Source organism: Acinetobacter brisouii (assembly GCF_008993995.1).
Lineage (GTDB): Bacteria > Pseudomonadota > Gammaproteobacteria > Pseudomonadales > Moraxellaceae > Acinetobacter > Acinetobacter brisouii_A.
Genome location: NZ_BKNN01000060.1, coordinates 1 through 16,340 on the forward strand (window position 1 = coordinate 1; position 16,340 = coordinate 16,340).

The 16,340-nt window shown below is 34.5% G+C and carries 14 protein-coding genes; all 14 read right to left on the reverse strand.

Annotation, left to right across the window (positions count from 1 at the left end; genetic code table 11):
• Nucleotides 1-180: 180 nt before the first annotated feature.
• Nucleotides 181-1,218, reverse strand: a complete 1,038-nt coding sequence (locus GBN19_RS12445) for a capsular polysaccharide export protein, LipB/KpsS family (protein WP_171492655.1) — start codon at nucleotides 1,216-1,218, stop codon at nucleotides 181-183.
• A gap of 4 nt (nucleotides 1,219-1,222) precedes the next feature.
• The gene (locus tag GBN19_RS12450; RefSeq protein ID WP_151778370.1) at nucleotides 1,223-2,419 is read right to left on the reverse strand and encodes a glycosyltransferase family 4 protein; all 1,197 of its coding nucleotides are present in this window, start codon (nucleotides 2,417-2,419) and stop codon (nucleotides 1,223-1,225) included.
• A gap of 11 nt (nucleotides 2,420-2,430) precedes the next feature.
• Nucleotides 2,431-3,576 (reverse strand): polysaccharide biosynthesis/export family protein, encoded by a 1,146-nt coding sequence (locus tag GBN19_RS12455; protein WP_151778371.1) that lies wholly within the window; start codon nucleotides 3,574-3,576, stop codon nucleotides 2,431-2,433.
• 16 nt (nucleotides 3,577-3,592) lie between these two features.
• The gene (locus tag GBN19_RS12460) at nucleotides 3,593-4,480 is read right to left on the reverse strand and encodes an NAD-dependent epimerase/dehydratase family protein (RefSeq protein WP_151778372.1); all 888 of its coding nucleotides are present in this window, start codon (nucleotides 4,478-4,480) and stop codon (nucleotides 3,593-3,595) included.
• 8 nt (nucleotides 4,481-4,488) lie between these two features.
• Nucleotides 4,489-5,523 (reverse strand): GDP-mannose 4,6-dehydratase, encoded by a 1,035-nt coding sequence (gmd, locus tag GBN19_RS12465; protein ID WP_151778373.1) that lies wholly within the window; start codon nucleotides 5,521-5,523, stop codon nucleotides 4,489-4,491.
• A 45-nt stretch (nucleotides 5,524-5,568) separates the two neighbouring features.
• Nucleotides 5,569-8,475: a glycosyltransferase gene (locus GBN19_RS12470; RefSeq protein WP_151778374.1), complete on the reverse strand. Its 2,907-nt coding sequence runs from the start codon at nucleotides 8,473-8,475 to the stop codon at nucleotides 5,569-5,571.
• 2 nt (nucleotides 8,476-8,477) lie between these two features.
• A complete protein-coding gene (locus tag GBN19_RS12475) occupies nucleotides 8,478-8,981 on the reverse strand; it encodes a DUF4214 domain-containing protein (protein WP_151778375.1) in 504 nt (167 codons plus the stop codon).
• 73 nt (nucleotides 8,982-9,054) lie between these two features.
• On the reverse strand, nucleotides 9,055-9,822 hold the full coding sequence (locus GBN19_RS12480; protein ID WP_151778376.1) for an FkbM family methyltransferase: 768 nt from the start codon (nucleotides 9,820-9,822) through the stop codon (nucleotides 9,055-9,057).
• 252 nt (nucleotides 9,823-10,074) lie between these two features.
• The gene (locus GBN19_RS12485; protein ID WP_151778377.1) at nucleotides 10,075-11,334 is read right to left on the reverse strand and encodes a glycosyltransferase family 4 protein; all 1,260 of its coding nucleotides are present in this window, start codon (nucleotides 11,332-11,334) and stop codon (nucleotides 10,075-10,077) included.
• Between the two features lie 2 nt (nucleotides 11,335-11,336).
• Complete coding sequence (locus GBN19_RS12490; protein WP_151778378.1) at nucleotides 11,337-11,987, reverse strand: ABC transporter ATP-binding protein; 651 nt, start codon at nucleotides 11,985-11,987, stop codon at nucleotides 11,337-11,339.
• On the reverse strand, nucleotides 11,984-12,769 hold the full coding sequence (locus tag GBN19_RS12495; RefSeq protein WP_151778379.1) for an ABC transporter permease: 786 nt from the start codon (nucleotides 12,767-12,769) through the stop codon (nucleotides 11,984-11,986). Before GBN19_RS12495 ends, GBN19_RS12490 begins: the two co-directional genes overlap by 4 nt.
• A gap of 6 nt (nucleotides 12,770-12,775) precedes the next feature.
• Nucleotides 12,776-13,894: a hypothetical protein gene (locus GBN19_RS12500; protein WP_151778380.1), complete on the reverse strand. Its 1,119-nt coding sequence runs from the start codon at nucleotides 13,892-13,894 to the stop codon at nucleotides 12,776-12,778.
• 177 nt (nucleotides 13,895-14,071) lie between these two features.
• Nucleotides 14,072-15,547, reverse strand: a complete 1,476-nt coding sequence (locus GBN19_RS12505) for a mannose-1-phosphate guanylyltransferase/mannose-6-phosphate isomerase (RefSeq protein WP_151778381.1) — start codon at nucleotides 15,545-15,547, stop codon at nucleotides 14,072-14,074.
• Between the two features lie 43 nt (nucleotides 15,548-15,590).
• Nucleotides 15,591-16,340, reverse strand: a 750-nt coding sequence (locus GBN19_RS12510) for a capsular polysaccharide export protein, LipB/KpsS family (RefSeq protein ID WP_446053816.1), incomplete at its 5' end; no start/stop codon positions are given.

Genomic DNA, 16,340 nt, shown 5'->3' on the forward strand with positions numbered 1-16,340 from the left:
GGCCACACCGAATGAATTTTATGATCAACATTTACTAAAAGTAATGGCAGCATAATTTAAATATTTAGAGCGGATTTATCACTTATAAAACTGAATTGAGTGGTCTAATTAACGGAACCACATTAATAGCTATCAACATAGCAGTCCAATTGTGTAAGTACCCAATTGAGAGCCTGTAAATTATTTTCTTTTTAAGAAAGGTTTCAGCATACTCATCAACAATGATTCTTTTTTAGGCTTCATCATCGATAACTCCATTATTGCATCTTCAACGGTATAATCCATCACACTCTTATTGGTTATAATGGATTTATAAGATGGATATATAATTAAAGTACCTGCTATTAACTCCAATAATGTCAATGTTCTTTTAAGTCGAGGAGATTCAATATAATCACGTGTTAGTCCCCAACCTGAATAAAATGGCAAACCATAACAATAAACGTCTTTGCCTCTAATTAAAGCCTCAAAGCCTGTTAAAGATGTCATAACATGAATTTCATCTGCCCACTCAATCCAGTCAAGAATACTCCCCTCTGTACTAATCTTATTACACAATAAACTTGCCTGATCATACGCTAGACTGTCTGCTCGCCAGCCTGACACAACATCGGGATGAGGTCGATATAAAATGTAATCTTGCGAATTAGCTTTATATACCGTTTCAAGTAATTCAATATTTTTCTTAATAACAGGAGAACCATATTCCAGCGAGGCATCTCCCTCAACCTGACCAATGACTAGTATTTTTTTCCGATCCGAAATATCAGGAAAATCCACCTGCACATTCAGTAAATTATATTTGCTTAACTTGTTTTGAATTAAATCTGTCTGGATTTGTGCAGCACGGGTCAATAGCTCTCGACTCCACAACGAACCATTTAAAATTTTTTCTAATCGGGAAACCTGTTGCGTATTAAAATACATCCCACAGTCATCAAACACCCAAGAAACTGGTTGTGTTAGAGCAGCGCCTAGCCCTATCGAACGTAAAAAACCATCCTCTACCCGCACAAGTGTGCAATGCTTTTCTTCAAAACCTGTTAATGGCACCATCCCCCATACAATAATGACAGACTGCATAGGGATCTCTGAAAGCTTGGCTACTCTTTTTAACTTGATATTGGGTATAAATTTTTTAAGAATCAGAAATTTCCGATATGAAAAACCATATACATATGCTTGATGTATAGTCGACCAATCTATCATATCGTTCATAGACTCATTTCTTCGCCTGTTCCAATTTCTGCATGAGCACATCAACACATTCAAAATGTTGTAACCATTCCCAATGTTGATAATGCGCTAAACGCTTTAACTGCAATGCTCTTTTTTCAGATGTTGGCTGCATATAATCTTCAATATAAGACATCCATGAAACACCATCTATTGGGTGAATAAACTCGGGAATCTGCTGCCCGATTTCATTAAACACCTCAATATCACTTGCCAACACAGGTACACCCAAATAAAGCGCCTCGACCAGTGGCAACCCATACCCTTCGACATAACTTGGGAAAAGCAATGCGCGGGCATTCTTTAACACATCCACAATTCGGCTATCAGATGCAGACGGAATTTCCACCAGACACTGTCGAATTGCAGGACTGCGTTCCAGCAAGTCTATCACTTGTTCACATTCCCAACCTCGTTGACCAATCAGAACCAGTTTAGGCGTTTGCGCTTTATATTTTTCAAAAAGCTCTCGCCAAATATGCAAGATAGTTAGATGATTTTTTCGAGGCTCAATAGTACTCAGCATGACAAAATAATTTTGCCCAAGATTTTTTATAAAATCTTCATCTGGCTGACTTTGGGACTGTTGAGTTAAAAACTTACAACTTAACCAAGCCACCTCGGTTGGCGGCAAAGCCATCTGGTTTTGCTCGGCAAACGCTGCAAGTTGCTGTTGGGTAAATGCAGAATTGACTAAAATCCCGCCATCCGCCCGAAGCACATTCAACATCCGTTTTACATGCAAATCTTTTTCTGCTGCTCGGCAAAACTCAGGATGTGTAATCGGAATCAGGTCATGAATAAAAAATATAGGAATGAGTTTGAGACGAAGAATCTTGTTGATATATTCTTCGGACTCTAAGCCCTTATGATTAATGTTAAAATAAAAACACCCTTCATAATTCCCCAAATGATTTGGAGTAAGAAACATACTTTTCACTAAAGTATGAATCCAGAAATTTCTCGACTTTTGTTTTGGATTATTCAACAACAGATAAAATAACCGCTCCGAAGTTTTTTTATCCAAAACTGTAACTTTTGACTTCCATGCAAGAATCGCCTGCGCATTTTTAGAAAAATAATCTATATATGCCAGACATACACGGTCTACTCCCGTTGCATTTTTACCTTTGATAATACGTAAAAGTAAACGAGTAACATCTATTAAAACAGGCTTTTGCATAACACTTCTATTTACTGAGTAACTGCTTTGGTATTCGCCACAGGGCTAGTGATAGAACCAATAATACTCAAGAATTTTTGCAATTCTGTACCAGAAGCATTTGAAACATATAAAATATCTTTATCTTTTAAAGTAAAGCGTTGAACCATCGCCATTGCATCTGGCTTGGTTAAATCTAAACGATAAATGATTGGTTGGCCGACAGCCTGTACAGACGAAGCCTCATCAATACTTGCATTTTTACGGAAAACGAACACCCCTTTCGGATCTGCACGATAATCATTTAAACCAGCTGTTTTGGCAATCGCTTCAGCAAGTGTCAAACCTTCATCACCAAAAGGAACAGTGGTATTGGCGTTAGACGCACCCAACACAGAAATGGTGTACGGGTCTTGTAAAACTCGAACTGTATCACCTGGGTATAAATAGAAGTTCAAAAGATCCTGTCTAGATAAATCTGATGCTCTAACCGTGATTCTATTTCCACCACGACTCACCAGCAGACTGGTACTTTTTATCTTTTTAATATCGACAACATTTGGTAATACATCAATTAGTCGTTCGCCCTTTGGTGTCAAAGGCAAGGTTAATGAACGACCATCGCTAATAATGGAGATAGAGTTATGATTATTTTGTACTAAACGCGCAATAACTTGAGGCTTATTGGCAATTTTTGATAAATGACCACGAATCATATCTTCAATATCGGTTAAAGAACGCCCTGTCGCACGAACCTTTCCAACAAAAGGAACAACGATATATCCCTGACTACTCACGATTTGTTCTGGCAGATTTAAAATACCGCCCGAAATCCCAATTGAGTCTGAAGATGAACCCACACCAGCAGAACCAAATAAAACCGCAGGAGGCGCTTCCCACATCGAAATCTGGATGACATCACCCGCACCTAATTTTAGGTTTGGCTTAGCTTTTTGCCAAAGTCCCAAATCTGGTGCGTTTTTAAAACCACCAGATAGCCCCTGAATGTTTTGAGCATTGATATCTAAAACAGGAATATTATCGGGAATCGATTGGGATTTAATAATTTCACTGTTGGAAGGACCAGAGCCAGGAATGAACGATGATGTACATGCGGTTTGAATAACCAAACCTAAACAAAGTATTAAAACTTTAAATTTCGAAGTTGATTGCGTCATGATAATTTAGTCTACACTATTCCTGTAACATCCAACTTAATGTTTCTTTTAGTGGAGTGAATTGTAGCGATGGCACAAGAGACAAAAGATGATTTGGATCACCAGTCAGCACACGCAATTCATTTGGGCGAACTAATTTAGCATCAACCTCTACAACGAGTTGATGACCTGTTAATTCGGCACATGATTCTAACAAGTTATTTAATGTATAACCATATCCACTACACAAATTTACTATTTCGCCCTGTGCTTCACTTAACAGTAAACCCGCATAGCACTGTGCAATATCCCTTACATCATTAAATTCACGTGTGACATCGAGATTTCCTAAAGAGATTTTTTTTGCCTTTTTATGAAAATGCTCAACTATCTTTGGTACGAGAAAATTAATTGTTTGTCCACGACCTGTATAATTAAAAGGTCTGACAATTAATAGAGGCAGGCGATCACTATAAATATTTTGAGCAAGAGTCTCCATAGATAACTTACTCATTGCATAATGATTAATCGGTGCAGGTGTTACCATTTCAGAAACAGGATTAGTTTTTGGATTTCCATAAACATTAGCACTGCTTGCCAAAATAACTTTTTCAATATTTGGCTTAACTAGAACTATTGCATTTAATAAATTCAGTGTACCAATTACATTCGTTCTATAAAAATCACTATCATTGGCATGCCCAACAAAAGCAATTGCTGCAAGATGTATAACGTAATCTGGCTGAACTGTTTCAACTAATTTAATAAGTGACTCTTGATCCAGTAGATTTCCATATACTTCATTTGTACTTTTGGGTTCATGAGTCGTCATACAAACAACCTGGAGCTGTAATCGCTCCAGAGCTGCTTTAACGTATTGACCCGTAAAACCAGTACCACCAGTTAACAGAACAATTTTTTTCATTTTTTTACTCAGAAAGAGAAACCAGCTTTATTACGGCGTAAATCTGCTTCGACCATCATTTGGCACAACTCTTCTAAACTTGTATTAGGCTGCCAACCTAATTTTTCTTTTGCATGTTCAGGATTACCAATCAATAAATCAACTTCTGCTGGACGATAGAACTTAGGATTAACGCGCATAACAGTTTTACCTGTAGCAACATCAATCGCAATTTCGTTTTCCTCTTTTCCTTGGAATTCAACAGTAATATCAGCAGCTTTAAATGCTAAGCGAACAAAATCACGTACTGTTTCTGTACGATTTGTTGCCAAAACAAAAGTATCAGGCTCATCTGCTTGCAGCATTAAATACATGCCTTCGACATATTCTTTAGCAAAACCCCAATCTCGTTTTGCATCTAAATTACCTAATTCAAGGCAATCCAATTTACCTAATTTAATTTTCGCAACAGAATCGGTAATTTTACGTGTCACAAACTCACGACCACGTAAAGGTGATTCATGGTTAAATAAAATACCACTGCTACCAAAAATACCATATGATTCACGATAGTTCACAGTAAGCCAATGCGCATATAATTTTGCTACACCGTATGGGCTACGTGGGTAAAATGGTGTTCTTTCTGTTTGAGGTACTTCTTGAACCAAACCAAACATTTCTGAAGTCGATGCTTGATAGAAACGAATTTTAGGATTAATGATGCGAATCGCTTCTAACAAATGAGCAGCACCTAATCCTGTGATATGCGCTGTCGCCAAAGGTTGTTCAAATGACACGCCAACAAAGCTTTGTGCAGCTAAGTTATAAATTTCATCTGGTTGAATACGAGCAACAAGATGTACGCTTGCAGCTTGGTCTGTTAAATCATATTCAACTAAATGTAAGTTAGGATGTTTTTCAATTCCTAACTCTTCAATACGCCAAAAGTTCACAGAACTTGTACGACGGTATGTTCCATACACTTCATAGCCTTTATTTAACAATAATTCTGCTAAATATGCGCCATCTTGGCCTGTAATACCTGTAACAATTGCTTTTTTCACAAAAAACCTCATTAATGTTAAATTAAAATCAATTTCCACTTACACTTAACTTAATGGTTTAAAATCCACACAAGATATAAAGCCATTAAAACCATCATCAATATTTATTTGTACTTCCACATCCATAAAACCATTTTCACCGACTTCAAATGGGATGGCACATAATAAATCGTCATTATTATTCATTTTCTCCAAACCTAGCTCAACAGCCCCTCCTTGCGCTAGGATCTTAACAAATGGATATGATTGCTCCCCACTTGCTATTTTTCCATAGATAGACAATAAATAATTTCCTTGACTTATTGAAACATAAGGTCCATGCAACAAATTTCCACCTTTATGTTCAGCAACAATTTTTCCATTTTCCCGAGTTCCACATATAGTTCTTAAATCAGTTGATGCAGCCTCAAAAGTTAAACCTTTATTCATAGCAACATCATATTCTACTGGAAATTTTAATTTATCCTCATTTGTATCAATTTTAGAAATGGTACGTTCTATAACCCGAGAAATTGCCTTGTATGAATGAGCTTTACACCATAATTTTCTATTCTTTTCAAGACTAGTCTTTATTTCAGTAAAAGGTTTCATTGGTAAAAACTTTTCAATACCATTAGCTACATCTATATAATTAAAACCAGAACATCTAAAAACTGAATCGCCTAAATCATCGAATATTGCACTTGGGGTCACTACAACAGGAGCATCAGCTAATAATCCCAAACGAACAGCAGCACTAGCTGACTCGCCAGTTTTTTGATATGGATATACGATTACATCTGCCTTTTCTAAATATCCCAAACTAATTTCATCTGCCAGAAAATCTGTAATAAAAGTTACATTATTCTCTAATGAATTTTCATATATTTTAGTTTTTAATTTATGAATTAATACTGAAGATATAGGATCTGGATACTCAGCATTAACCATTAACAAATGAAAATTTATATTAGAGTACCTATTTTTAATTTCAATAAATGCATCAACTAGTTGCTCTAGCCCTTTACTTGGCAATGCAAATCCATAACTTGCTATAACAAACTTATTTTGCTTATTGAATTCAACATCTACTGAATTAACATCTGCCATCCCAAGAGGAATTAAGTAAACATTATCATACAAACCTAAGTCATTTAATCGTTCAACATCTTTCATGTTGTGACATAGTAGAGCAGAACATTCACTTAAAAATGGTGCTAATTGAGCAATCTTTTTATCTTTACTAGGATCTTGTGTTGCATGGAAGAATAAATAAACATTAATTCCTTTGGCAAATAAACTTATCAATAAATTACGAAGTTCTACAAAATCAAAGAACCCATAGTTGAATTGTATAACTAGAGCTTCTATCTGATTTTTTTCAATTTCTAAATTTAAATTATTTAGTGCTCCACCTCCTTGATTCCAACATCTAATTACATTTTCTCCATCGACATTTAAAATATCATTAGATTCAGGTGCAAAAATTGTAATATTATTACTCTGAAACTCTTTTAATAAATGAGCAGAATATTCTGCTATACCACAACGTGTATTCCAAGTAGAAACCCAACCTAATTTAGGCAGACCATTTATATTAAGATAATCATAATTTGATAAAAATTTTAAAGTTAAGCTCTCTATAATTTTACCATCTAACTTATTAAAATCATTTACAGCATTGAATTTTTCTTTATATTTTTTGATATGCTGAATAACATTAGGGCTTACATCAGTAGAATCCTTAGGCTTAGCACTCTTTTCAATAGCTTTAAATAATTCTACAGCTTTATCAGCACTTGCATCCCATGAAAATTTTTTGGCTTGTTCTAAACCATGCTTTACTAGTTTTTCCGAGAATTTTGAGTTAGTAAGACATTTGATCATTAAATTCGCCATATCATCAACTGAATTTGGATCAAATAGAGCATCTTCTAAACCTAGAACTTCAGGTATACTTGTTGTATTAGAACCTATAACAGGTATTCCACATGACATTGCTTCTAATACAGGTAATCCAAATCCTTCCCATAAAGAAGGGAATACAAATAATGAACACATTCTATACAATGGAACAAGATCAGCATCTAATACTCTGCCAGCAAAAATAATTTCATCATCATTTAGACCAGCATTCTTACCAACATCTCTCAATTCTTTATAAATATTATCTGAACCATTCCCAACTATTACTAATTGATATTGAGTACGAATATTTTTAGGTATCAAACTGTAAGCTTTTATTAAACCTTTATGATTTTTCCTAGAATCAAAACTACCAGTATACATAAGGAATTTATTCTTTATTTTATATGTTTTTTTAATTCTTTTGATTTGGTCTTCTGGAATATCGATAGTACTAAATTTACTATCTGCGGCCGATGATATATTCACGACCTTATTAGAGTTAATATCTAAAAGAGATACCACCTCTGATCTAGTAAAGTCTGAAATTGCCAACAACCCAGCTGCTTCTTTTACTTGTTTAATTTTATGCATATAATACGAATATGCAACTTTACTCGATAAATATTTATCGGCTTGTACATAAGGTATTAAATCATACCATATCATTACAGTTCTATCTGCTGGAAATATTCTTCCCACAGAACCAACAACATCTTCATTTAACCCTTCTATAAAACTTGTTATTAGTAAAATATCAGGATTTATTAGATTAATAAAATCCTCACGAAGGATTTCAGATAACTCAATTTTAGACTTGTATCTTTTTGAATAAGCAATGTCTGAAAAATTTTGAAAATTTACAATTCTATCAACAGGTAATATATTAGCAAAATCATCCCTAATTTGATTATCTAATGATGAATAAGAAGAATTTAACAATATCCAAAAATCATGAACATCTGAATAATTAGTAATAAGAGCTTTTGTTAATTCAAAAGAATATCGACCTATCCCCCCTAATCTACTACCAGATTGATTACTTTGCAAATCAATAACAATTTTCATATTTACTCCAAATCAAAATCTTTTTGAAATCCTAACAAAATATCTTTAACAGAATCAGTATTCATTTTTTGCATTAGAAAAAACTTAGACTGTTTTGATATCTTATTATAATCTGCATCTGTATTATTTATCTGCATATAATTTTGTGCATATACTTTTTCATCAATCAGAGTTTTTAACTCATATAACTGAAACTCCAAACGACTTATAGTACATGGCTTTTGTGTAAATGGGCTTAAAATCCATCTTAAAAATCTTTTTATTAATTTAGATTCAGATTTTATAATAGCTCCTCCAGCCACTTGATTTATTTTATCTTGTGCTTCTTTACTATTAATAATATCAGTTAAGATATGATTCTTGCTATATCCTTGTTTTAACCTCGCCATATAAAAGGCAAGACCAACTTCATCTGGAGATCGACCTAAAAAAAATAAATATACTGATTTAATAAACTCAACACCATTTAAGCCTATTAAGTCATCAATACTTCTTATATACTTCATTAAAACACCCTACATCTATGTAAATTTATTATTTCATAGTATCAATTAAAAAAATAGTTTATCCATTACGTCCTCAGTATTTTTTTAATTCATCTATTTGACTTTCTAAATCAACTATCTTCTGATTTAAAAATAAAGAGAATGAAGAATTTGCTGTGCCTGAGAGGCTAAAATCATCAAAAACATTAGGTGGTGTTTTAAACACTGGTTTTAATTTACGAGCTTTTTTATGTAAAAAAAAGCGATTTAAACCATCAAAATAAACCTCTTGATAATCACGCTCTGTTAACAAATGTTTCCATTCAGAACTAGTATCTATTTGAGTAAGAGGAACCGTTGACTCGACTACAACCACCTGAGGCCGTGCTACATGCTCTCCCCAACTACTCAAAACATTGCGTTCCATGCCTTCAACATCAATTTTTAACCAATGTATTTCTTTATTACCAGCAATATCAAAAACAGTACTTAACTGAATACAAGGTACTTGTATTTTTCTGACTTTAAAACCATTTTGTTTGTGTACTGCTGCAATATCAGGGTCTCCTGTAGAAATCCCCGTATTTGAAATCTGATAAAAATCAATTTTATCTATTTTCTCGTCACAAACTGCATAATGTAAAACTTGTTCATCCGGACGGTCTTTTTTTAAAGCTTTAACATATTCGGGTAAAGCCTCAACATGAACGCCCCGCCAACCTTTCTCATAAAAAGCTTTACTTACCGAGTCTACAATAGGATCCTGTGCGCCTATGTCTATATAAAACCCGCCCTGAACCTCCTTGAAGGCTCTCCATAACATTACATCTTCAAAATTTTGTGCATAAGATATAAAACTCATAGCATTCCACCAAGGTAAAATTATTCAGGTATTTAGCTTTTAAGGTCTTCCCAGCTAGATTAGTCCAGCAAAGAAACCGTTCACTTTCAATATGCACTCGAAGCAGATAATCATCTGTTTAATCTATTCATCATAGATCAAGTTTGTGTAAATAATGTTTAAATTATTACTTACACTATAATTATGAGTAATTTTTAGTACCAAACCAGATTATCAAACAAAACACTTAAAATGTTTTAAATATATAATCTACTAATTTTTTAAACTCAAAATTAATTTTAAAATTTCATTACTCGCATCTTTCCAAGAATGTGGTAACCAAGTTAAATCTAACAAACTTTCATTTTGATCGGACATTAATAATGATAAAATCTGTTCAGATAATATCTCTGGATCATCATTTTTAAAATAATACGCCTGATTTTTGGCAATTTCTCTAAAAACCGCCAAATCCCTCACTAATAGTTTTTTTCTATGTTGCAATGCTTCAACCACAGGTAAACCATACCCCTCTCCTTTGGATGCCACCACAACCAAATCACTTTTTTGATATAAAGCATTTAGCATGCCATCACTGACTTGATTAAACCAAAACAATGAAGTATTCAATTTATGGTGTTTAAATATATAATTTTGTAATTCTTGTGTATTCCAACCAACTTGTCCTACAAAAACTAAACTTATTTCTGGCTGTTTATCCCATATTTTATCAAATGCTTTTAATAACTCTATATGCCCTTTTCTTGGCTCAACAGTACCAACAATAAGCACAATTTTTTTATTGTCTAATTTTGAAACATCTTCTTGTTCCTTTACATTCAGCTTTATATCATTACCAGCATAAAAATCTGCACCTAAAGGAATAACACTCATTTTAGGGTACAGACTTTTAGGTAAAAACTTTCTAAAGTATTTTTCTGCCTCATTTTCTACATCATAAGAAATAGATAAAATTTGGTCAGAATAAATCATTAATGTTTTTAACCAGTTTCTATGCTTTATGACTGTAGCTTTAGTAAACCATCCAGAGTTTGTCTGTGGTAATAAGTCATATAATACAAAATTTAGCTGAACACCTTTCTTTTTCCACTCTAAAAGTACAGACTCATTTGCCGTTAAAAGGTGAGCAGACCAGTCCAGACCTAAAAAAATATCCCCTTTATTCACATCAACATGTTTATCATACTTAGAAGGTTTTCCCTTTACATACCTAAAAGTATTTTTGCGTGTTGCATACACTGGCCTAAGTTGATATGTTCCCAACGCGCCATTACTTTGTAAAATTTCTAACTGTTTCCACGTTTTTTTTACTACGCGTTGTATACCTGTTCCAGCATCGTGCTGTACCAACACAGAGACATCTACCAATAACTGTGGAACAACAGTTGGATTAGCTTTAACATTATTACTGTCAAATTTATTGACTAGTGAACGAGAAACTTTTAAAGGCAAATGCTTCAAAATTTTTGAATAGCCATAACACAAAGGATTAGATAAAATTTGTTTCAACATACTTAAATTAAACTATTATAAAAATGATACCCTTCATCGATATCATCAAATTTTGTAAGCTTACCATGGTTTAATACACACACAGAGTTACATCTTTCTCGGATATTATGCACTTCATGTGAAACTAAAATAATTCCTCGGTCTTTACGTTTTTCAAACAGTTCTTCTTCACATTTCCTATGAAACCGTGCATCCCCTACGGAAATAATTTCATCAATTAAAAAACAGTCAAACTCAATTGCCATAGAAAGTGCAAATGCAAGGCGGGCGCGCATACCCGCAGAGTAAGCCTTTACTGGCTCATATAAATAAGCACCTAATTCGGCAAAGTCCTGTACATAGTCCCGTACATACTGAATATCTGCACCATAAACACGAGCAATAAAACGCAAGTTATCCATACCAGTCAAGGTGCCTTGAAATGCGCCACCAAAAGCCAAAGGCCAAGAAACTGAAACATTCCTTTCCACATCCCCTGAGGTAGGTCTTTCTACTCCACTAATTAAACGAATTAGTGTTGATTTACCCGCACCATTTCGACCTAAAAAACCAACCTTATCGTCACCGTTCATTTCAAAATTAATATTATCGATGACTGTACGTAATCCACTATGAATTCTATATTGCTTCGATACATTTGTTAATTTTATCATTCTGGTATTACCTTTCGACCCAATATAGATATCCCATATAATCCAAATAAAATAAGTATTATTGATGATACAAACAAATAAAAAGGATCTTCATGAGTTCTTACAATACTTCCAAAATATCCATGTCTTAACATTTCAATAGCATGTAGGGGAGGAATATATAGAGCAATTTTTTGTACACTTGTTGGTAATGAGTCTACAAAAAAAAGCGCGCCCGATAATGGAAAAAAAAGATAATTAATTGTATGCCAAATTCGGTCAAAAACTTCAGAGAATTCAGAGACTACTCCAATGACCATCCCCAAACCTATAGCAAATAATATCAACAACCCCCATGCTTGTAGCATGAGAAAAATATCCGCTGGCATCGGCATTAGACCAGTAATAATAAATATACTTGAAAGCATAATGAAAGAAATGGTGATACCTGAAATTTCTAGTATTATTCTTGCAAAAAATATATCAATAACTCTAACATTTCTATGATACATAAGAGATAAATTAGGAGAAACAGCCTGCGCACAACGTGATGCCACGTTTCTCCACATCAATACATAGGAATAACCTGTAATAGCAAATGCAGCAATAGATACACTACCTCCATGTAGTTTAGTAATTGACCACAGTAAAACAATTCCTAAAGTAAAAACAGCAGGCTCTAAAAATAGCCATAAAAAACCTAAATTATGTCGACCATAACGGGTGAGTACTTCACGCATTAATAATGCGCCAATCACCCGTATCTGGATTTTTAGGCTTTTTGCAAATGAATGCTTTGCCATATGCCATTACCCCTGATGTTCTCTAACGCCAGCAGTAAGTAAAGAATAAATTCCCCATAAAATTAATGAAATTAAAATGGTCGAAATAATATTCTTGATTCGTTTTGGTTCGATTGGGTAATCTGGCATATTTGGCTCAGCAATACGTTCCAAATAAAGCTGTTTACGTTCTGCCTCATTTTTGTTTTGCTCTAAAGTTGCCAAGGCAGCTGCTAGTTGCTTAACTGCAACGTCTTTTTCTACGGTTAAACGTTCATATTCTTTCGACTTTTGGTTTAGTGATGAATCTGAACCGCCCAGCATATTTTGCTTAATTTTTGCAATTTGTTCATTAATCGACTTTTCTCGTTCAGTCAATACTTCAATTTGCGGGTTATCTGGCGTCACTGCCTGTACTTGTGCAAGCTGTGTTTGAACCATAATTAACTGATCTTGTAATTTTGAAGCCAATTGCAAATCAATTGTTGCCTGTTTCTCAACATCAAAAATTTGATTTTTATTTCGATAGTTCACAAGCTGAGCAGAAATATCCGACACTCTTTTTTGCGCATCCTGTACTTCTTTTTCGGCATTTGCAACCAAATCTCGACGGCCACGCTCGTTTAACCTATTAACTAAAACTTCCGCCATATTAATCAGTTTATTGTTCAGCTCGTAAGCTTCTTTGGCACTATAGGCACGCACTTCTAAAGTTGAAATTGATGATGTTGTGTCTAAAGTTACTTTTACCCGATTTTGGTAATACTCATACAGCCCTTCTAGGCTGTTATCGAACCCAAACGGGTTAAAACGGCTAAAAAGGTCAATGTTTGGATGTGTATAGATTTTTCTTAAATCAAGTGTTTTTTCTAGTTCGCTGACTGCGTCTCTCGACATCACATAGTCATCAACAACATATGCATCATCTTGAGAACGAGAAAACCCTGAACTTTGTAAAAAAGCAGTTAAACCTGAAACAGACGTTGACTTTTGCGGGCTACGAACCACAAAGTTCGACACCGAAACATAACGATCAGAGGCAACAAAACCAAAATAAACACTCGATGTTATGGAGGGAACTAAGACGATAATGACGAAAGACCAAGATAAACGCTTTTTTTTCAACATTTGGTTGACAGATTTCATTTGCACCTAGCCTTTCAATTTGCTATACACATTCATAATAAATAATTTAAGTAATAAAAATTAGGCCTAACTACGGATACTCTCTGATAGCTAAACCTAATTTATTAACGCTATAGAATAAACTTTAAAGCTCCAAGCGCAAACCCAATTTGTTTAAATTTGCGTTGGTCTTTGGTTTTACTCTTTTGCCGTTGCTTCTTTATTATCGCATCTGCCATAAAAATCTTCAAAACGGACAATATCATCTTCACCCAGATATTCCCCAGACTGTACTTCAATGACCTCTAAAGGTATTTTGCCTGGGTTTTCTAAACGATGGACTTCTCCCATTGGAATATAGGTCGATTCGTTTTCAGAAAGTAAGAACACTTTATCGCCACACGTGATACGACCTGTACCACGCACCACAATCCAGTGCTCCGCACGGTGGTAATGCATTTGCAAACTTAAAGTCTCACCTGGGTTAACCACAATACGTTTAACTTGGAAGTTAGAACCCGAGTCAATCGAGTCATAGGTTCCCCATGGTCGTGCAACTTTACGCCCAGTTTGCATAATTTCTGGATGGCCTTTTTTCAAGGTTTTAACCATAGAACGCATTTCAGAAATTTTATTTTTGTTTGCAATCAACAACGCATCAGCCGTATCAATCACAACAAGATCTTCTACCCCAAGTAATGAAATCAAGCGTTTTGGTGTCGTGTGTACCAAGTTATTGTTTGATGTTTGAAATACAGCTTTTCCAATCCCTTTGGTGGCATTGCCCTGAGCATCTTTTTCACTAATATCCCAAACAGCGCCCCAGCTTCCTACGTCTGACCAGTCAACATCAAACGGAACAACAAAACTTTCTACTTCTAAACTTCCAGATTTTCCTAAAGACTCCATCACGGCATAGTCAATAGAGTCATCTGGTGAGGAAGCAAAACTCTCGACATGAAGAGTTGTCACTCGCCCTTTGTGCTGAGCAGATCCATAGGCTTTTTCACACGCCAATAGCATTTCTGGATTTAATTTTTTCAATAATGAAAGCCACGTACTTGCTTTAAGCTGAAAAATACCACTATTCCAATAGTATTTTCCAGAATCAACATACGCTTGCGCTGTTTCAACATCTGGTTTTTCAACAAATTGATCGAGCAAATGAATCCCATCTTCACTTACGATGGTTTTGATATAGCCAAATCCAACCTCAGGGCTATTTGGTGTAATACCAAAACAGACGATCCCACCCTTCTCTGCCTTAGCAGCGCCCTTTACGACAGCATCATGGAATGCCTGAACATTTAAAATCATATGATCGGCTGGCATAACCAATAAAATAGGATCTAGATTATTTTCGATGCTGTTTAACGCGGCAGCAGTCAGCGCTGGAGCAGTATTTCGAGAAACTGGCTCTAGAATTAAATGCGCTTTAACGCCAATTTTTTTTAATTGGTTTTCAACAATAAATTGATATTCTGAATTACCAACAACAACTGGAGAGAGTATTTCTTCAAATTTTTGCTCTAACCCACTTAGTCGCCCTACTGTATTTTGAAGTAATGTTTTATTACCAAATAAGTTTAAGAGTTGTTTAGGGTGTTTTTCACGAGAAAGTGGCCATAATCGTGTACCCGAACCACCAGAAAGAACAACAGGCTGTAATATCATTACCTCTATTTCCTATATTTGTACTAAAAGCTCTATATAAATATTATAACTTTTGATGAAGGTCTAACTCATTAAATCTTAAAGAAGAATCTTTAACATTCCAAATTATTCCTGTGTGATTTGAGCATTCATCTAAACGCTTGTAAAAACTACCATTAAATTGCGTTGTATGTGTTAAGAAAAAAAGAAATTTTTGTATTCTTTCTTTATCTGCCTGCCACGTACAACATGTCATCCAAAAATCATCCAAATTTTCTTGTACCGTAATTTTAGGCAAATTATAAACCGCCTGACCACAAACTTTCACTGGCAAGAATGTCTCAACTGCTGACATGCCCACCGTACTGTTCACCACTACAACCCCCAGTGCATGGGTGAGTAATGACGGTAAGTATTGGTCATGAATATAAATGACACGTTTTTTGATGTTGAGTTGGTCCGATAAGGAATTTATAAACAATGTATAATCTCGATATCCTCTATCAAAAGGATGATGTTTAATCACTAAATATGTATCTAATACAGCATTCTTTGCAAAAGAAACCATAACCTCTGTAATAAACTCTTCAATATTATTATATTTAGAATGAAATAATATTTGAGCATCATTATGTGTTTGCAAAGGCACCAAATAATATTTTTTATGCAGTTTATTTTCTAATAGTTTTTGAATATGAGATTCTTTATATTTATACAAAAATTTTCTATAACTACCTCTTAACCAGTAAAGCCCTTCTTTTAATTGTAATGACCTATGATGCACATAATTTGTGTATTTTCTTTTTTTAAAATT